Source organism: Mesorhizobium sp. P2_F8, from assembly GCF_056403655.1.
Genome location: NZ_JBFUFB010000019.1, coordinates 47337 through 65937, shown reverse-complemented (window position 1 = coordinate 65937; position 18601 = coordinate 47337). Strand labels below are relative to the sequence as shown.

At 56.4% G+C, this 18601-nt stretch carries 14 protein-coding genes; 12 read left to right on the top strand and 2 right to left on the bottom strand.

Annotated features, from left to right (window positions below; all coding sequences use genetic code 11):
* Nucleotides 1–11 precede the first annotated feature (11 nt).
* From AC1DZP_RS31295 to AC1DZP_RS31255, 9 genes are all read left to right on the top strand, one after another.
* Nucleotides 12–1346 carry a class I SAM-dependent methyltransferase gene (locus tag AC1DZP_RS31295; protein WP_477307696.1) on the top strand — a complete coding sequence of 445 codons (1335 nt, stop codon included), beginning with the start codon at nt 12–14 and terminating at the stop codon, nt 1344–1346.
* 279 nt (nt 1347–1625) lie between these two features.
* Nucleotides 1626–3359 carry a hypothetical protein gene (locus AC1DZP_RS31290; protein ID WP_477307694.1) on the top strand — a complete coding sequence of 578 codons (1734 nt, stop codon included), beginning with the start codon at nt 1626–1628 and terminating at the stop codon, nt 3357–3359.
* The gene (locus tag AC1DZP_RS31285) at nt 3356–4054 is read left to right on the top strand and encodes a class I SAM-dependent methyltransferase (RefSeq protein ID WP_477226133.1); all 699 of its coding nucleotides are present in this window, start codon (nt 3356–3358) and stop codon (nt 4052–4054) included. The genes AC1DZP_RS31290 and AC1DZP_RS31285 overlap by 4 nt, the downstream gene beginning before the upstream one ends.
* A gap of 1 nt (nt 4055) precedes the next feature.
* Nucleotides 4056–5036, top strand: a complete 981-nt coding sequence (locus tag AC1DZP_RS31280; RefSeq protein WP_477307692.1) for a glycosyltransferase family 2 protein — start codon at nt 4056–4058, stop codon at nt 5034–5036.
* The gene (locus AC1DZP_RS31275; RefSeq protein ID WP_477307690.1) at nt 5023–5937 is read left to right on the top strand and encodes a lysylphosphatidylglycerol synthase domain-containing protein; all 915 of its coding nucleotides are present in this window, start codon (nt 5023–5025) and stop codon (nt 5935–5937) included. Before AC1DZP_RS31280 ends, AC1DZP_RS31275 begins: the two co-directional genes overlap by 14 nt.
* Nucleotides 5938–6073: 136 nt before the next feature.
* Complete coding sequence (locus AC1DZP_RS31270; RefSeq protein WP_477307688.1) at nt 6074–7132, top strand: NAD-dependent epimerase/dehydratase family protein; 1059 nt, start codon at nt 6074–6076, stop codon at nt 7130–7132.
* A gap of 51 nt (nt 7133–7183) precedes the next feature.
* Nucleotides 7184–9157, top strand: a complete 1974-nt coding sequence (locus AC1DZP_RS31265; protein ID WP_477307686.1) for a rhamnan synthesis F family protein — start codon at nt 7184–7186, stop codon at nt 9155–9157.
* A 415-nt stretch (nt 9158–9572) separates the two neighbouring features.
* Nucleotides 9573–10670 carry an acyltransferase family protein gene (locus tag AC1DZP_RS31260; protein WP_477307684.1) on the top strand — a complete coding sequence of 366 codons (1098 nt, stop codon included), beginning with the start codon at nt 9573–9575 and terminating at the stop codon, nt 10668–10670.
* A 324-nt stretch (nt 10671–10994) separates the two neighbouring features.
* A complete protein-coding gene (locus AC1DZP_RS31255; RefSeq protein WP_477307682.1) occupies nt 10995–12836 on the top strand; it encodes a rhamnan synthesis F family protein in 1842 nt (613 codons plus the stop codon).
* 125 nt (nt 12837–12961) lie between these two features.
* On the opposite strand, the gene AC1DZP_RS31250 is transcribed toward AC1DZP_RS31255, so the two are convergent.
* Nucleotides 12962–13663, bottom strand: a complete 702-nt coding sequence (locus AC1DZP_RS31250; protein WP_477307680.1) for an ABC transporter ATP-binding protein — start codon at nt 13661–13663, stop codon at nt 12962–12964.
* A 5-nt stretch (nt 13664–13668) separates the two neighbouring features.
* Nucleotides 13669–14460 (bottom strand): ABC transporter permease, encoded by a 792-nt coding sequence (locus AC1DZP_RS31245; protein WP_095089707.1) that lies wholly within the window; start codon nt 14458–14460, stop codon nt 13669–13671.
* A gap of 341 nt (nt 14461–14801) precedes the next feature.
* Here AC1DZP_RS31245 and AC1DZP_RS31240 point away from each other — a divergent pair, with 341 nt between their 5' ends.
* From AC1DZP_RS31240 to AC1DZP_RS31230, 3 genes are all read left to right on the top strand, one after another.
* The gene (locus AC1DZP_RS31240; RefSeq protein WP_477307678.1) at nt 14802–16790 is read left to right on the top strand and encodes an SDR family NAD(P)-dependent oxidoreductase; all 1989 of its coding nucleotides are present in this window, start codon (nt 14802–14804) and stop codon (nt 16788–16790) included.
* Between the two features lie 179 nt (nt 16791–16969).
* Nucleotides 16970–17902, top strand: a complete 933-nt coding sequence (locus AC1DZP_RS31235) for a glycosyltransferase family 2 protein (RefSeq protein WP_477307676.1) — start codon at nt 16970–16972, stop codon at nt 17900–17902.
* A 121-nt stretch (nt 17903–18023) separates the two neighbouring features.
* Nucleotides 18024–18563, top strand: a complete 540-nt coding sequence (locus AC1DZP_RS31230) for a sugar transferase (protein WP_477307674.1) — start codon at nt 18024–18026, stop codon at nt 18561–18563.
* Nucleotides 18564–18601: the final 38 nt, after the last annotated feature.

Sequence of the window (18601 nt, the reverse complement as noted above, 5' to 3'; positions counted from 1 at the left end):
GGGCTTGAGGCATGAAGAAGGACCTATCGCCGAAAGACATGCGCGATGCAGAGGCCGGCTCACAGGCGGTCGACTTAGACGCGGTCGGCCCGGAGGCAGTCGGCCCCGAGGCGGTCGGTGACGTCCCGGCGATTGTTCGGACCGAGGCGCATGCCATGCCGGTCAATGCGCACGCCCCTTCGCTTCACGACCTGTACAATGCCCATAGCGGCAAAGTGTCGGACAAATGGTCTAGCTATCTGGATGCATATGACCGCGTTTTTGTGGACTATCGGAAGAAGCCGGTTCGACTCCTGGAAATTGGCGTCCAAAACGGTGGTTCTCTCGAAATCTGGCCGCGATATTTCCCGAATTCGGAACTCATTCTTGGCTGCGATATCGACACGGCCTGCAGCGGTCTGGTCTTCGACGATCAAAAGATTGCTTTGGTCATCGGGGATGCCAATACTGATGAGGTAGAAAGAAAAATTGTTGCGAAATCCGCGACATTCGACATCATAATCGATGACGGGTCGCATACTTCATCAGACATAGTGCGCTCTTTCGCCCGTTATTTCTCTCATCTTTCTGATGGCGGGGTTTTCATAGCGGAAGATTTGCATTGCAGCTACTGGCGGGAATTCGAAGGCGGTCTCTATGATCCGCTTTCGTCGATGTCGTTCTTCAAGCGCCTGCTCGATGTGGTCAACCATGAGCATTGGGGACTGCCCCGCTTTCGGGCGGATGCCTTAGCCACGTTCTCCGACAGGTATAAGACCGTATTCGGGGAAGCCTTGCTGGCCTCCATTCATTCCGTCGAGTTTTTGAACTCGCTCTGCATTGTGACCAAGCGACCAAGTCCGCAAAATGTTCTTGGGACTCGCAATGTGCAAGGCCGGATCGCGCTCGCCGAAAGGGAAATGATTTCTCTTGCCGGCACGACAAGCAAAGCGTTCGATCAAGCCGGAAATCCATGGTCTCTAGCGTCGACGACCATGGAAGAGGAAATCGAGACCAACAGGGCGTTGGTGACGAGCCGCGGGGCGCGGATACAGGAACTCACCCGCGAGGTGGCCGAGATACGTGAACAGCTCCACAGCGGTCACGCCCAGATCGCACGGATGGAGTCGGATCTCGTCGAGAGGGCCGAAGAGATTTCAGCCGCGCACGCGACTGTTAGTGCGCTGCAGACCGAGCGCGACAACGAGATAGCACGTGGGCAAGCGCTCCAGGAAAGAATGGAGCAAAGTGAACGGGTCGTTCAAGAGTTCAAGGACTCAACGAGCTGGCGAATAACCAGCCCCCTGCGAGCGCTGTCTGCGATTGTCACGCTGTTGCTGAAAAGGATCGCCGCGGTTTTTCGTTGAAAGCGAAATTCAATTGGAGAGAGGCGAGCTCTGCTCTTGGCCTCTCCATCGGAAATCGGTTTCTTCAGAACAGGGGCAACATCAAGCCACCGGATATGCTTTCTCATTCATGCGACGGCTGATCGTTCCAGTCGCGCCAACTTGTGGCGTTTGAGACGCACACCGGACCGATCCGCCGGTCCGCTTGCCAAGTCGTCGAATTTTTGTTGCGCAGTCTGGCGGTGTGTGCGAGGTGCCACCTATGCCAACGCAAGGCAATACGCAGCAAACGCAGGACTAATGTCGGCCACCGTTCGCACCCTCTCTGTCAGCCGTTCAACCCCCGCTTTCGCGGTCGCGTTTGTTGGTCCGATCGCGGTGTTCGTGGTTGCGCTCCTGCTCACGGTGCAGGCGAGAGGTGTTCCGGATAACGACTATTGGGGCATTCTCCCTTCAATGGTCGGATCGCTGGACGGGGTACCGACGCTGAAGGACCTGTATGTAACGGCAAACGAGCATATTATTGCCGGCGCAAAACTGTTTTATCTGCTGAATTTTCACCTTACCCAAGGGGACAATATCGGCCTGTCGGTCACTGTTGTCGCGTTCTCCCTTCTCATAGCGTTGGTTTTTTCGGGCGCATTGTCGCTCTTTGCGCGATCCTGGTTTGAAGCATTTGTCGTCGGGATAGCCGTGTCGGTGTTTGTATTCAGTCCGCTTGCCGCACACAATTTCTTTGTTGGCATGAGTGGAGTAGCCTGGATCGGTGCAAATCTCTTCACCGTGCTGGCTGTATTGGCTTTTTGGCAGTCGACCGAAAAAGACATGCCTATAGGTTATGTGGCTGCGATCGCGTTGGCCGTTTTTGCCACGCAATTCTACAGCACGGGCCTGACCGCATTGTGTGTGATCGGCATCCAAGGATTTTGCACTGCCAAAACACGGCGGCTCGGCATCTTGATTTTCGCGGCGGGCTTGGCCCTCGTGATTTTTGTCGCGATGAATCAGAAAGTCCCCGATTATCACGCCGCACGCAGTTTCGATCCAATTGGGATTGCGCTGTTTTGCCTGACATTCATTGGTGGCGGCATCGTAACAACCGAAGCAGCCGCAATTCCGCTGGGCGCAATCGGAATCGCAGCGGCCGCTTTGATCGTTGGGTTTTGCCTTTTGCGGCCTGGCGAAAGCAGGTACCGATCAGCCTTCTGGATTGCGATCATGGCCTATGCCGTCATGTCGGGCGTGCTGGCCGCTATTGGTCGATCGAATATGGGAGGAGACGCGGCAGCCTTAGCCAGCAGATATGCAACCCTTCCGGCGCTTTTTTGGGTCGGACTGTTTGGAGCTGTTTCGTGTCTGGTGTGGCAAGTTGATTTCAAGCGTCGTCTGTCGATCGCCATATTCGCGGCGGTAGCCGCACTGATCGTCGTCAACGGCATGCCGAGGCTGAATGACGCTCTTGTCAGGGCTGAAGGAAAAGATCTCGCAACATTGGCATTGTCGCTCGGCGTCAAAGACCCCGACTTGATGCGATACGTTACATTGGCTGGGGTCGATTACTACAATGTCGAAGACAATCTGAAGAAATTCAATCACGTCCCGTTCAACGGCAGAGACTTCGGCTGCCCCTCGCTCGGCGCCGGGCTGGCAATCCCTACCCAGCCGAACAGCTTGACGGGCCACATTGATGCCGTGTCCAAAATAGAAGATCCGCAGTGGGGACGCGTCTCCGGTTGGGTCGCGGACACCTCGAACAAGTGGCCCCCACTGCTGGGCAGCGATATTCTTACCACCTACCGCTGCATTGCCTTCGTTGACGGCACGGGAACAGTCGTGGGGTTGGGATTGGGAGGAGCGCATCGGCCGGACGTGGCGAAGTTCCTCGGGCGAGGGCGTGACGACTATGGCTGGAGTGGCTACATAGATCTTCGACGTGTGCCGGCTAGCCCTGCTTCTCGATCGATATATGCAGTTTTGCTCACGCCGTCTGGGTGGACGAGATTGCAGGCACCTGGGGTTGGATTTCAGTTTTGAAAAGTACCTATGTAAGCGTCGTCAGATTCGCCCGGAAAGTAGCTGAGCGCTGTGGATTGCTTGCGGCGTTGGAGCGGTCGAACAACCGCTTTGCCCTCTGGATCAGAAGTCTGTTCGGCATATACGACAGCGCTGACCTGGTTCGGCTTGACATGCCGTGGTGGACATTCTCCGCGATTGATGCCGTGAACAGTTTTCTGGCCTCGCGCAATCACAAGGCCCGCGTTTATGAATTTGGTGCCGGCGCCAGCACAGTTTGGTTGGCGAAACGAAGCGGCTCAGTCGATTCCGTCGAGCATGACGCTCCGTTCGCGCAAACAATGGGCGGCATTTTTGGCGCCTATCCCAACATCGCCGTGCGAGTTGTGGAGCCGGTAGCCGCCTCTGCTTCCAGCAAGGCCAGGTCCAATCGAAAGGGTTATACGCAATGCTCTTTCGATCAATACGTGTCATCGATCGACCGGGTCGACGGCACCTTCGACCTCATTGTGATCGACGGCCGGGCCAGGGTTTCCTGCTTGGCGAAGTCAGTTCGCCGTCTGTCTCCGGGCGGTATGATTCTGTTCGACAACAGCAACAGGCCCGAATATCGCCAGGCCATCAATTCTTGCGGCCTGCAGGAGCGCGTGACACGGGGGCTTGCGCCTGCATTGCCATTCCCCAGCCAGACCTCCATTTTGACGCAGAGGGCCTGACGTGCAGACAGTCTCGATACTGGTGCCTGTAAAGGACGAGCAAGACACTGTTCAGGCTTTGATTGCCCAGATCGAGGCCGCCTTCGAGCAGATCGATGCCGCCTCGCTCGAGGAGGTCATCTTTGTTGACGACGGCAGTCGGGACAATACCTGGAAGGAGATTCTGGCCGCCACCAAGGCTTACCCCCATGTAAAGGGCGTTCGGCTTCGGAGGAATTTCGGCAAGGCAGCCGCGCTGCAGGCAGGGATCTCCAACGCGTCGGGCAATATCATCGTCACGATGGATGGAGACCTGCAGGACGACCCGAAGGAAATTTCACGTTTTCTGGACGAAATCCGAGAGGGCTCCGATGTCGTTTCGGGTTGGAAGCAGGTGCGCCACGATCCGCTCGGCAAGACGCTGCCCTCGAAGCTGTTCAATCGAGTGACGGCCAAGGTCACCGGCGTCAGCCTGCACGATTTCAACTGCGGCTTTAAAGCCTATCGCTCCGAGGTCTTTGACAACATCCGCCTCTATGGCGAGCTTCATCGCTTCGTTCCAGCCCTGGCCTACGCGACTGGTTTCAAGGTCAGTGAGATCGTCGTGCAGCACCACCCGCGCCGATTTGGAAAATCCAAATATGGGGTTGGTCGCCTGCTCAAGGGCTTCCTGGACTTGCTCACAGTCGTGACCATCACGAAGTTCAATTCGCGCCCCGGCCATCTTTTCGGTGGCTTGGGTGTGGCCGTCTTCTCGATCGGCTTCCTGATTTTCCTGTTTCTCTGTGCGCGATGGTTTGGCGGTGAAGCCATTGGCGGCCGGCCGTTGCTGCTTGTTTCGACACTCTTGATGATCGTCGGGGTGCAGTTCACGCTGTTTGGCATGGTCGCCGAGTTGATTGTTGCGACCCGTGGCAATCGCGACCCGGGCATTGTCGCCGAAATTGCAAGTTCCGACGGCAGGCTGCCTGTGAAGCCGATCGGCGCTCGTGCCGAACTCTAGGATCATTCGCGCCGGCGGTACCGTCATTGCCATTGCGGCAATGTACTTTGTCATACGCTCCGTCTACGGATATGCCGATCAGCTCGCCGATATGCTGCAGCGTCCTCGGTTCGTTGCTGTGGTCGTGTCCTGTGCGCTTCTTTACGCGCTCGCTCTGCAGCTGGTGGGCTTTGCCTGGTTCACCCTGTTGGTTTCGGTCGGAGAAAAGGCAATCTCCGCGGTCCGTGCAATGCGCGTTTTCGCGCGGACCCAAGTCTACAAATATCTGCCGACCAACGTCATCCATCTCGTCGGACGCTTTGTCCTGGCGGCCCGATATGGTGCTGCAAAGGATGCGCTTTCTTACGCGCAGGTGATGGAGATCGTTTTGATGGTCCTCGCCTCCGGAAGCGTGGCACTGCTCTTCTCCTTCTCCTTCCTGCTCAAGATCGGCGAGGACTACGGAATAAGCCGCTATCTGGCATCAGCAGTCTATATCGGCGCCGGACTGGCGGCCCTTATGCTGGCCCCCCTCGTTGCGGGCCGATATTTCAAGCAGAGCCGAAAACACCTCGCATTTTCGATGGCTGCGATCAGCGTCGCTTGCTACGGCCTGTTTTTCCTTGCCAATGGCTTGATCGTCGTCCTCCTTGTCCATGTGCTGTACGGACCCACGATCGAGTGGCAGATGGTGATCGGGGTCTCAGCCGCCGGCTGGTTGCTTGGTTTTGTTGTGCCTGGGGCTCCCGGCGGTTTGGGTGTGAGGGAAGCGGTTTTCATCGCGGGCCTTTCCTCGATCGGCATACCCGCGGCCGCGGCCACCGCCGTTGCGGTTACGCATCGGATTATCACCCTTCTGGGCGATGTTCTGTTGTCGGCTGGCGAGTTTGGCTATCGAAAATGGACCGCGGAACCAGATTAGCGCATGGCATTGCGCGTGGCTGCCCGAATGCGACACCTCAAATCCAATTCCACCGGAGAGGTGCTCTATACCTGTTCAAATGAGGTTGACGCTGATAACGAACAGCCTGGTTAATGGAACACGGAATGCTGCTTGAATGTCCAAGACATGTATGGTTACCGGTGGAGCCGGATTCATTGGATGCGCGTTGTCCACCAAATTGGCAGATCGCTTCTATCGCGTAGTTGTCATCGACAGTTTGCATCCGCAGATTCACGCTGAGCGAAAGCGCCCTGCCGAACTTGATCCTCGCGTTGAGCTCATGGTTGCGGATGTGACGGAGGCTTCCACCTGGGCGCAGGCATTGGAAACCACCCGACCTGAAGTTGTCGTGCATCTGGCGGCTGAAACGGGCACGGGACAGTCGCTCACAGAGGCTTCTCGCCACGCGATAGCAAATGTCCTCGGCACAACCCGCATGTTGGATGCCTTCGCCACGGTATCGCATGTTCCCGAGCGCTTTGTCCTGGCTTCGAGCCGCGCCGTCTACGGAGAAGGGGCATGGCGGTCCAGAAATCCAGGAGAGGTAACCTATCCGGGTCAGCGATCGAAGCAGCAGCTTGAACGCGCGGAGTGGGATTTCCCTGGGCTCGAGCCTCTGCCGATGGACGCGGAAAAAACGATACCGAACCCAACCAGCATCTACGGAGCCACCAAACTAACCCAGGAACAGATATTGCGAGCTTGGGCTCTTTCGTTCGGGACAACCGTCAACGTGCTCCGCCTCCAGAATGTATACGGTCCTGGCCAGTCCTTGACGAACAGCTACACGGGAATTGTGTCGTTGTTCATCAGGATGGCCAAGGAAGGCAAGAGCATCCCGATCTACGAAGACGGAGATATCGGAAGGGATTTTGTCTTCATCGACGACGTCGCCTCGGCGATTGACAAGGCCACAAGAGCAAATCTGTCGCAATCGTTCGCCTATGATGTCGGCACTGGCTACAAGACCACGGTTCTCGATCTGGCGAGGATCATCGCAAAGCGGTATGGGGCGCCGGAGCCGCACGTCAACGGCATGTTCCGCAACGGCGACGTGCGGTGCGCTGTCGCCAACATCGACAGGACGGTCCGCGAACTGGAATGGCGACCTTTGAAAAGTGTGGGCGAGGGGATCGACCAGCTTTCCGAATGGATAGATGCACAGCTCGGCTAAAATTTGGGCCCTGCTGGTTTGGAAAATCTGGATTTCTTGAGGGGACGACGAATGAGCTCTGTATTGCGTCGTGTTGCGGTGTTTTCTCTGTATAACGAACGCGGCATCGCGGACGAGTATGTCATATTTTTACTGACCAAACTGAGAGAACTGGTTGAAAGAATTGTCGTTGTCTCCAACGGCAATCTTTCAAAACATTCTGAAGTCGCGGTTGCAAAAGTGTGTGATCAGCTCCTGATTCGTAAGAACGAGGGATTTGATGTCGGTGGATACAAGGCCGGAATCGAAGCCATCGGCTTTGATGAGCTTTCCAAGTATGACGAACTTATCCTGCTGAACGATACTTGCTACGGACCTCTTTTCCCCTTTTCAGAAATGTTTTCGGAAATGGAAGGGCGGAACACTGATTTCTGGGGCGCTTCTGCCCATCGGGAAATGACGCCAAACCCATTTACCGGGACAGGCCATCTGCCCCGTCATCTCACGGCAAACTTCATTGCAATTCGCAACGAGATGCTGAAGTCGCGCGCCTTCAAGAGATATTGGGAGAACCTGCCGGAGATAAAAACCTACACCGATGCTGTTCTGCTTCATGAGTCGCAGTTTACCAAGCATTTTACAGACCTTGGCTATTCCGCAGAAGCATATGTTGATCCGGATCAGTATGGCTCGCACTATCCGGCGTTCATCAACGTCGACGAAACAATCATCAACCGCTTCCCCCTGCTAAAGCGGCGAACGTTTTTTCACGATCCGACTTTTCTGGAGCACAATGCCGTCGATCTGCCGCGCGCTTTGCGGATACTTAAAGAGACATCCGACTACGACGTTAATTTGATTTGGCGCAACGTTCTGCGCGTTTCGGAATTGAGGAACCTCAACAGCAACGCGGCGCTGATGAGCGTCCTGCCGGACAAGCGGATCAAGGATGACGACGCTGCTGCCGACTACGGCAAGGTGGCCGTCTGCGCGCATATTTACTACACCGAGTTGCTCGACGAGTTGCTGGCGCTGACCGAGAACATTCCGGTTCCCTACGACTTCATTGCCACCACGAATACGCCGGAAAAGAAGGCCGAGATCGAAGCCGCCTTGGCAAAGCGCCCTGGCGTGAAGAAGGCCATCGTTCGCGTTGTCGAACAGAACCGCGGCCGTGACATGTCGTCGCTTTTCATCTCGTTCCGAGATCTGTTCATCGACGATCGCTACGACCTTGTCTGTCGTTTGCATACAAAAAAATCGCCTCAAGTTCAGTCGTCGAGAGGCAATCTGTTCAAGCGGCACATGCTCGACAATCTGCTGAATACCCGGGGTTACGTGCAGAATGTTTTGGACATGTTTCACGACAATCCTTCAGTCGGCGTCGCCATTCCGCCGATCTTTCATATCTCGTACCCGACCATGGGGCACTCGTGGTTTGTCAACAAGCCTAGGGCCGAGGAAACGGCGCGCCTGTTGAACATCGACGTCAAATTCGATGACACCACTCCGGTGGCAGCCTATGGCACCATGTTCTGGTTCCGGCCGCGCGCGCTGCGCAAAATGTTCGAACACAAATGGAAATGGGAAGAGTTCAATGCCGAGCCCGATCATATTGACGGAGGCTTGGCTCACGTGCTGGAGCGGCTGATCACCTACTCTGCTCAGGATGCCGGATTTACCACGCAGCACATTATGTGCGCGCATCAGGTGGCGCACAACTACTCCATGCTGGAGTTCAAGATGCAAAGGCTTGTCGGCATGCTGCCACTCCACGACTTCCCGTGGCATGCTCATCTTTTGTCTGAGTGGAAGAACGCCGGTTATCCCTTGGGGGCGTCAACGATGCAGATTCCAATGACGCCAGCGACGCAGACGGCGCTGATGTCAGGGCCGCAGACGTCAGTGAAACACGCTCTGGCCAGACTCAATTTCGCCATCAAGAGCTCTCTGAAGTTCAGATCGCCTATCTTGTTCAGAATACTCAGACCGTTCTATCGCGGCATAAGGGCGGTCCTGAAGCCAATTCTCGGCGTACTTCTGTAGCGAAAAGAGTAGCGCTTTTCCTGCAGCCTACATTGATGCGCACGCTAGGCAATTCACGCCCCGATGTTCCGATCCGCAATAGGGGCACTTGCCAATCTCGGTCTCATTGGCCTGGACATGCAGCAAGTCAATGCCACGCCGCACCTTTTGAATTTCGCGCAATCTTAGAGCGGCGGCTGGGGCCGAAGGCGCCGGAACAGATTTGACCGCTGCCAATGGTATGCTGTCCGCCGATAGTCATAGTCCTCCCGGTGTCGATGGTGGCGCCGGCCTTGACGTAGCGCCTTTGCCGATGCCCCTCGCAAAGCCGACAGGTTGCGTAGCCGCCTTGTTCCAAGTAGGGGTGCTGCTAAAATCTCCGTGAGGTCCTAAATTGGCAGGCAGGTACAACGCAGCTCCAAATCGGGTGCCCTTCTTGGACGCCTTGCGTGGGCTGGCAGCCATTTGGGTCGTCGTTGTGCACGTAGCGATGCTTCCATCTCCGCGACTTCAAGTTGCACCGTTTCTCGATCTGTTTGTCGTAAACGGCACCATGGGAGTGGAACTGTTTTTCGTGGTGAGTGCGTTTTCACTCTGCCTCAGTATGCCGGTTCATGATCGGGAAGTTCGACCGATTCTGGGGTTCGCGCTTCGCCGTTTTTTTAGGATTGCTCCCCTATTTTACTTGATGATCCTGGTCATGTGCATTCACAATTTCAGCGGCGTAAAGATCGACGGCAAATCGATCCTATTGAATATGACATTTCTATTTAATCTGGTTCCAGGCTACCAGACGTCCATTGTTCCTGCGGGTTGGACGGTTGGCGTGGAAATGGTATTTTACATGATATTCCCCTTGTTGTATCGGTTTTCTAAAGGTGTAATTCTGTCGGTTTCGGTATTTTTTGTTTCTATATGCATAGCCACCCTTTTCTTTATGAATATAAATCTATTTGTTGCTGATCCATTCAATTACTATCTGTATTCAATTCTTTATCGCGCTCCAATTTTTACATTAGGCCTTATCGCTTTCTATTTGTTGCCGATATTGGAAAAGCGTCCGGAAAGGAAGCAGATAGGGTTGGCTCTACTGACGTTTGTGCCTGTGATGTTTTTTGCAATCACCGCAAATAAGGTTGCGATATTCGACAAGTATTATTGGGAAGGGGTGATGTTTGGTGCGTTGGTGGTCGGGCTTGGCCTTCTCCCCGTTGCTGTCATCGTCAATCCTGTTTCGGCATGGCTGGGGAGAATCAGTTACTCGGTCTATCTGCTTCACAGCATTTTTATCGTCGTGCTCATTCCGACCATGAGGTCGATCCAGGGGATGGTCGAGAGTCCAACGATTGCTTTCATACTCAGTCTGACGATGACTTTAGCCTTGGTAATCCCGTCTGCCTTCCTGCTCAATTATTTCGTTGAAGATCCAGTCAACAAATGGGGCAAGCGCTTTTCGTCTCGGGTCGCCGGCCGCAAAAACGTCGGCGCGCTTGCAACGGGGGAGCCGGTTCTCGCTGAGTCTTCAAGGGGGTAGGCCGCTTGTCCATTCCCAAGGCTTCTTTGGAGGTAACTCCGGTTACCTTCTGCATGGCTGATGTGTGGGGTCATTTGGCACGCCGCATGTCGGCGCCGGACAGGATCGCGTCCCTCCGGCCTTTTTTATCGGCATCGAATGGTCTAATGCGTGCACCTGATGTCCTCTGCAGGATAGCGCCCATATCACGGACTTCGACGAGACGACCCGGAGACATCATCCCTCGATGACGCCTGGGTGGCAGGATGCGGCCAACGCCTCTTTCGATCCGGTATCGGGGCGCTCCAATTTCAAGTGCTATATGCACCAAAGAGAGATACGTCGATGAGGCGTCTGGCTATCGCATTTTACTACGACCAGCACGGCAAGATAGATGAGTATTATTTTCACCTGATTGCATCGATCAAACCTTTTGTTGAGAAGGTTTTGGTGGTTTGCAACGGTCCGGTGGACAAAGAGGCCGAATCTCGCCTTTCCGAGGCCGCCGACAGCTTCCTGATCAGGGAAAACAAAGGGTTCGATGTGTGGGCCTATCGGACTGCGCTCGAACATATCGGGTGGGACGAACTTTCGAACTTCGACGAGATCTTGCTCTTCAACCACACCTTCTACGGGCCGATTTTCCCTTTCTCGGAAATGTTCTCGGAGATGGACCAGCGTCAGTGTGATTTCTGGGGGATCTCCGCTCACGGGGCGATGAGGCCCAATCCGATCGACGTCAGAAAAGCGGAGCTGCCCTTCCATCTCAACTCCCATTTCATCGCGGTGCGGCGGTCCCTGCATCAGTCAAAGGCGTTTCGGGATTATTGGACCCAGATGGGGCCCATCAACTCCTACATGGACTCAATCGCGAAGCATGAGACGGTGTTCACAGGGCATTTCCAGGCCCTGGGCTATGCCTGTTCGGTTTTGCTCGATCCCGCACGATACAAGACGTCATATCCAGTGCTGATGGAGCCGGACAAAACGCTGGAGGATCGCAGCCCGATCCTGAAGAAGCGGCTGTTTTTTCATGACACGCTGTTCCTTGAGCGCGAGGCCATCAATCTGCCGCGCGCGCTGGAGATCATAGAGAACCAATCCGATTATGATCTGTCGCTGATATGGAAGAGCGTTGGCCGCCTAGGCTCGCCTCGTACGCTAAATGGCAACGCTGCGTTGCTCTCCGTCCTGCCGGATGTACAGGTCGGTCCGCAAAGGAACTGGGACGACTATCGGATAGCGGTTCTCGCGCACGTATATCACGTCGACATGATCGACGAGATTCTAGGCTACACCGAAAACGTGCCGAAGGGTTACGACCTGATCATCACGACCGACAATGCAAACAAGCAGGCGTTGATCCAGCAAGCAATCGCAAAGGTGCCGAACGTTGGAAATGCCGTCGTTCTGGTTGTCGAGAACGACGGCAGGGATACCTCTGCTCTCCTCATCGGGTGCCGCGATTTCGTGCTTGAGGACCGTTACGACCTGATCTGCCGGATACATTCCAAGCAATCTTCCCAAGACGGCGCAAAGGGGGAACTGTTCAAGCTTCACACCCTTGAAAACCTTCTTCATACGCCTGGGTATGTCTCGAATTTGCTCGAGCTTTTTGCCAACAACCCAGCGCTTGGTCTTGTCATGCCGCCAATGATTCATATCGGCTACCCGACCATTGGAAACTCATGGTTTGGCAACAAGGACAACGTCCAAAAGATAGCCAAACAGCTGAATCTGATCGTGCACCTGGATGCCAATTCGCCGGTGGCTCCTTACGGTGGAATGTACTGGTTTCGTCCTGCCGCTCTCAGGAAGCTTTTCGAACATAAGTGGACCTGGGACGACTTCGCCAACATGGATTATCGGGATGGGAGTTTGGTCCACGCCATAGAGCGGATCATTGCCTATGTCGCAATCGACGCCGGATACACCTTCCGGCATGTGGTGACCGCGAGGAATGCGGCTCACAACTACGTCATGTTGGAAGCCAAATTGCAGGCATTGTTAGCGGACGGAGCGCCAGCGGAATTCGGAAACTTGGGAGTGGCAAGGTCCTTTCGTGGCCTTCTCTTCTCGATCAAGAGATCGATCGTGACCACATCGCCAACTGCGTTCAGGATCCTCAGGCCGATCTACCGCGGTCTGCGAAGGATGATCACGCTTGGTCGCGGCGCGACAAACTAAGCTCACCCCATGGCCAATTCACTCGGGAAAGGCTCCAGGCGACCTAAGGCGAATTTCGCTCAGGCGATATCCCATTTGAGGTTTCGGCACCCGAGGATAGGAGGCCAATCAATCGCGAGGCGCTGTTAAGTCAGCGACTCTACCCGGCCAGCTCGAAGCGTCATCTTCTTCGTGCAAACGCGCTGGATGAGCGACTCGTCGTGGCTGGCCAGCACGATGATGCCGGCCTTTTCCGCCAACTCGTCCATGCGTCGCTTGGCTTTTTCCTGGAATGACGCGTCGCCGGCGCCAATCCATTCATCCATCAGCAGAATTTCAGGTTCGAGCGCGGTCGCCGCTGCAAATGCCAGCCGTGCCGCCATGCCCTGGCTGTAAGCCTTGAACGGCAGGTCGATGAAATCGCCCAGCTCGCTGAAATCGATTATTTCTTCCATCTTCTCTTCGATCTCGGCCAGCGTCCAACCGCTGATCAGCCCCCTCAGCACGATGTTTCTGCGCCCGGTGGCCTCTGGACGAAACCCTATGCTGATGTTGAACAAGGCATCGACCTTGCCCGCGATCGATATCGTGCCGCCCGATGGCTGGTAGATTCCATAGAGAACCTTGAGCAGCGTGGTCTTGCCGGAGCCATTCGGACCGACGAGCCCCAACCGGTCGCCCGCCTTGAGTTCGAAACTGACATCGTCGAGCGCCTGCACGACCTGCTTGGTGCCCGACTTCGATATGTTGCCGCCGAGCGCGCTCCGACGCCGGCCAGGCGCCGAAAGCGTCAACTTTTCGAACAGGCGATAAACGAGGCTGACATTGTTCAGTTTGATGGAGGTCATGGAACTCAGATCAGGAAAACGATGCGCTTGCGATAAAGGCCCAGCAGCAGCAACGCAAGGGCCCAGACGCCGAGACAAACGTAGCCTGTCACCGTCAACGCATGCGTCGGAAAGATGCCCGCCGTGATCGGCTCACGCACGCCCTCCAGGAAGTAGGTGAACGGGTTCCAATGATAGGCGTATTTTTGAACGCCCTCTTGCCCGCTGTAGACCCAGAAGACCGGCGTCAAGAACATGCCCACCCGCATCAGGTTCCCGACGATGAACTCGCTATCGGGAAAGAACGCACCCAAGAACGCAAAAACCGTGACAAGTGCAGGCGTTGCCACGACGATGAGCAACAGACCCAGCAACGACAGCAGCCAGTTTGAGTTGATTCCGTAACCGGCCAGCAGCAGAATAAGAACGCAACCCGCCAACGAATAACCAGCCCGGATGATGCATTGCATCGTCAATCGCATCACATACACGAACAACGGCAGCGTCGTGCCTTGAATGAAGCTCGCTTCGCGCTGGAAGAGTGACACGCTCATGGTGATGGTTTCGGTGAGGTAGAACCACACCAGCATGCCGATGGCGACATAGGCTATGTAGCTTGGATCGCTGGCGTCCTTGGTCACGAAAACGAAGACAAATGTGCCGACGAAAGCAAAATAATTGACCAGCATCCAAAGCGGACCCAGGGTCGTGCGCCGGTGCTGGTCGCCGATGTCCTCATGGGCGAGCGCGACCCAGACCCGGTGCAACCGCACGGCCTTGGAGATATCGTCAAAAGCGCCGTTTAGTGCCGCAATCATCGTTGGGAGTATCGCAATCTGCTTTTTTCCAGCGCTTGGTTTTTCCGGCGCTTCATCGCTTCAAGGCCCGTGACGAACCACCACGGAGCTCTTAATAGCCATTGCGACGTGCTTATGGCAACGCACTGCGTTTTAATGTCGCGAGTTGGGCGTCGGGTCCGATCGCTTGCCCTCGCGCTCTCTTGAAAAAACATCTAGCTATGACTTCGAGGCCGCAGTATGCGATACAACAGGGCAGGGGCCAGGGATAGCACTTTGAAAGAGCGATCGGCCACGAAGCATATTCGTGCTCGCACCTTGGTGATGTTGATGTCCGTGAGCCTGGAGTCTAGTGCAGTCCAATGAATTCTTACCTCGAAGCTGTATTCGGACTCAGGCCGGAAATGCGGCGCGCCTTCATCATGGTCCAGGACGTGGTCATGGTCCTGGTCGCCGTGGCGCTCAGCCTTGTGCTTTCGCGGTCGAATCTTTCGTTCGATCCGCTCTCCAACCAGGGTTTGGGAACCTGGGGCGGCATTGTCGTCATCAGCCATCTCCTGTTCAGATATTGTGGTCTCTACAAGACCGTCTGGCGCTTCGCTTCGACGCCCGACTTTTTCAATATCCTGAAGAGCTGCGCGATTTTGACGTTGGCTCTGTACGCCACGTCGATGCTGGCTCGTTCCTTCCAGCCTGTGCAGGGGCTCAACGAGCGTCAGTTCATCGTCTTCTTCCTCGTCTCCTTCACGATCATATCGGCGCCCCGGCTGTTCTACCGCTTCCTGCGTGACGGCGCGAGCTGGGGCATTCTGAGCACCAAGACCGGCAAGACGCAGGCCAAGCAGGCGTTGTTCGTTGGCCGACTCGGCGAAGCCGACCTGATCATTCGCTTCACGCGCACGGCGGAGCCGGCGGACTATTCCATCGCCGGGATCATGGCGACCGAGCGCGCCGTACAATTGGGCACGCGGATTCAAGGTGTTCCCGTGGTGGCGACCCGACCGCGGCTGATCGACGTCCTGGAAGACTATGCGACAGGCACCGAAAGCCTGGACTTGCTGATTTTCGGCAGTGGCGCCGAGCACGAGATCGAGGAGTATTCGGAACTCGTCCGCGTCGCCCGGCATGGCGACATAAGTGTGGTGCAGTTCTCAGGTCTTTCGGAACTGGAACAGCAGGGAAAACTGGTTCTCGACGCGGTCGAGATGGAAACGATCCTACGCCGCCCGACAGTGCCTTCCGATGTCGAGCGTATCGGGACCTTTATTGGCGGCAAGCGCGTTCTGGTGACGGGCGGTGCCGGGTCGATCGGCCGAACATTGGTCAAACGGTCGTTGGAACTGGGGGCGGAGGCGGTGCTCGTCGCCGACAACTCCGAGTTCGGCATCTTCCAGTTGAGCCAGTACATTGACGAGAAGGACCACGACCGCCTCAAGGTCCGCATCGTCGATGTCGCGGATCGGCGCCAGATAACGCGTGTCGTCACGGAATTCAGACCGGACATCGTCTTTCACGCCGCGGCGCTCAAGCATGTTCCGCTGCTCGAGGAAAACTGGGATTCGGCCATCCAGACCAATGTCTTCGGCACGCTTGTCTGTGCCGAAGTCGCCGCCGAATGCGGGGTTGCCCAGTTTGTCCTGATATCGAGCGACAAGGCGGTGGATCCCTCATCGGTGCTTGGCGTGACAAAGCGGGCTGCCGAACAGATCATCAGCGCCTTGCATGGGCCCCCAGCCAGCGAGCCGGGCGCGCGTCGTTCGGTCACCAAGTTCGTGGCCGTTCGCTTCGGCAATGTCTTTGGCAGCAACGGTTCGGTGGCGACCATATTCCAGGCGCAGATCGAGGCCGGAGGGCCGGTCACCATCACGGACCGGCGCATGACACGCTATTTCATGACAGTGGCCGAAGCCGTCGATCTCGTCATCATGTCGGCCGCCGATGCCGCATCGCGGCAAAGCGGGGACGATTATGCCGTCTATATGCTCGACATGGGCAAGCCGGTGCCGATCCTTGAAGTGGCCGAAACAATGATCCGCCTGTCCGGAAAGAGCCCTTACACGGACATCCCGATCCGGTTCACCGGTATAAGGCCGGGCGAGAAACTTCACGAAATGCTGCATGGCGAGGATGAGGAACTCGTCGAGCTCGGCATTTCGAAGATCTTTGGCCTGAGCACGGATGTCGTGGAATGGTCGGATGTCCAGGCCGCGCTGGCAGCGCTGCAGCAGTCGGTCAAGAATCAGGACAAGGATGCTGCGCTGGCCGTGCTGGCAGGCCTTGACCAGGCCAAGAAGGCCAGGGGGAGCATCCATCAGGCCGTGATCCCGAAAACGGCCCGCCAAGCGACCTAACCCGATCCAGAAGCGATCTTGATCGTGGATTGGACAAACCTAGAGCAATTCCAGGAAAAGTGTGAAAACGGTTTTCCGTCCGGAATTGCGTCGAAACAAGAGATTGAGCGGTTCTGCGTTTCCGTGAGACGATGAGCCGCTCTAGCCATTCCCAGGCATTTGCAGGGTGTTTGAAGCTCGTGAGCAAAGAAGATCCGCGCATCGCAGTCCTGATGGGCACGAAAGACGGCGCCGCCTTCATCGATGAGCAACTGCAATCCGTGCTCGCGCAGTCGCACCCTCTGATCGACCTGTGGATCTCCGACGATGGCTCCGTCGATGACACGATCGCCATCATCGAGACGTGGAAATCCCGCTGGCCCAAGGGTCGAGTGACCCTGGTGGAAGGGCCGCGGCAAGGCTTCGCCCCCAATTTCCGGTCGATGATCCTTGATCGGCGTATCGATGCGGACTGCTATGCCTTCTGTGACCAGGACGATATCTGGGAGCCCGACCGGCTGGAGAGCGCTGTCCGCTGGATGCAGGCTTATGACGCAAAAATCCCGCTGATGTTTTGCTCGCGAACCGCGACCATGACCGAATCCGGAAGCCTCGTCGGCCATTCGCCGCTGTTTCGCCGGTCGCCATCCTTTCGCAACGCGCTTGTGCAAAGCATCGCCGGCGGCAACACCATCCTGCTCAACGCCGCGGCCCGCGACCTGCTGGCCAGGGCCTCAGCGCAAACCGAATTCGTCAGCCACGACTGGTGGGCCTATCTCATCGTGACCGCCGCCGGCGGGATCGTCCGCTACGATCCGCAGCCGCTGGTGCGCTACCGCCAACATGCAGCAAACCTGGTTGGCGCCAACGTATCGTGGAGGGCGAGGGTTTCCCGGCTTGGCCGTCTGTTCAAGGGCGACTTTGCCGGCTGGACGGATCGCAATCTTGACGGACTTGCCGTTAACCGCGACCTGCTGACCGAGGATGCAGCGGCTTGCGTCGACCTGTTCACAAAAGGGCGGCAGGGCAATCTTTTCCAGCGTTTGGACGGCTTGCGCAAAAGCGGTGTCTATCGGCAGACCCTTGCCGGCACCTTGGGGCTCTATCTCGCATTCATCCTGGGTCGCATCTGAGCATCGAACGGCTGCATGGTGTGCTTGGCCAGGAGATGACCTCATGCTACGTCGACCGTATTGACCGGCTTCGTCTGCGGCGTTGTCTCGGGGCTTTGGCAGGGAGCGCTATCGGCCGTTCATGAAGGCAACCAAGCAAATTTTCGATCTTGCCGGCGCGGCTCTGCTGCTGGTGGTCACATCGCCTGTTCTGGTGCTTGCCTTCCTTGCCGTTCGCGCATCATCACCCGGTCCGGCCATTTTTTCGCAGACGCGGGTCGGTCGCGACGGCCTGCTTTTTCGCTGTCACAAATTGCGCACGATGTATGTTGGAACGCCGTCATTGCCCACGCACGAGGCGCCTACGAATTCCGTCACCTCGGTTGGCAAGGTCTTGCGGAAATTCAAGCTCGACGAGTTGCCCCAGTTCTGGAACGTTCTGAAGGGCGAGATGAGCCTGGTTGGGCCGCGTCCCTGTCTGCCGACGCAAACGGAATTGATCGAGTGTCGCAGGCGACTAGGGGTCTTGGCGGCACTTCCAGGCATAACGGGTCTCGCCCAGATCAGGGGCATCGACATGTCGAACCCCGAGCTTTTGGCCAAAACGGATGCCGCCTATCTCAGCACAGCATCGTTCTGGCTCGACCTTCGGATCCTGTTTGGAACGCTCTATCGAAGCTGAGCAGGCCATGATCCCAAAACCGGAAGCCGGGTTTGGGA

What these genes read in the sequence shown, in the direction of transcription:
- AC1DZP_RS31265 (WP_477307686.1), top strand. Translation starts at nt 7,184, where the DNA reads ATGAGCTCTGTATTGCGTCGTGTTGCGGTGTTTTCTCTGTATAACGAA.
- AC1DZP_RS31255 (WP_477307682.1), top strand. Translation starts at nt 10,995, where the DNA reads ATGAGGCGTCTGGCTATCGCATTTTACTACGACCAGCACGGCAAGATA.
- AC1DZP_RS31270 (WP_477307688.1), top strand. Translation starts at nt 6,074, where the DNA reads ATGTCCAAGACATGTATGGTTACCGGTGGAGCCGGATTCATTGGATGC.
- AC1DZP_RS31245 (WP_095089707.1), bottom strand. Translation starts at nt 14,460, where the DNA reads ATGATTGCGGCACTAAACGGCGCTTTTGACGATATCTCCAAGGCCGTG.
- AC1DZP_RS31230 (WP_477307674.1), top strand. Translation starts at nt 18,024, where the DNA reads ATGAAGGCAACCAAGCAAATTTTCGATCTTGCCGGCGCGGCTCTGCTG.
- AC1DZP_RS31290 (WP_477307694.1), top strand. Translation starts at nt 1,626, where the DNA reads ATGTCGGCCACCGTTCGCACCCTCTCTGTCAGCCGTTCAACCCCCGCT.
- AC1DZP_RS31240 (WP_477307678.1), top strand. Translation starts at nt 14,802, where the DNA reads ATGAATTCTTACCTCGAAGCTGTATTCGGACTCAGGCCGGAAATGCGG.
- AC1DZP_RS31250 (WP_477307680.1), bottom strand. Translation starts at nt 13,663, where the DNA reads ATGACCTCCATCAAACTGAACAATGTCAGCCTCGTTTATCGCCTGTTC.
- AC1DZP_RS31295 (WP_477307696.1), top strand. Translation starts at nt 12, where the DNA reads ATGAAGAAGGACCTATCGCCGAAAGACATGCGCGATGCAGAGGCCGGC.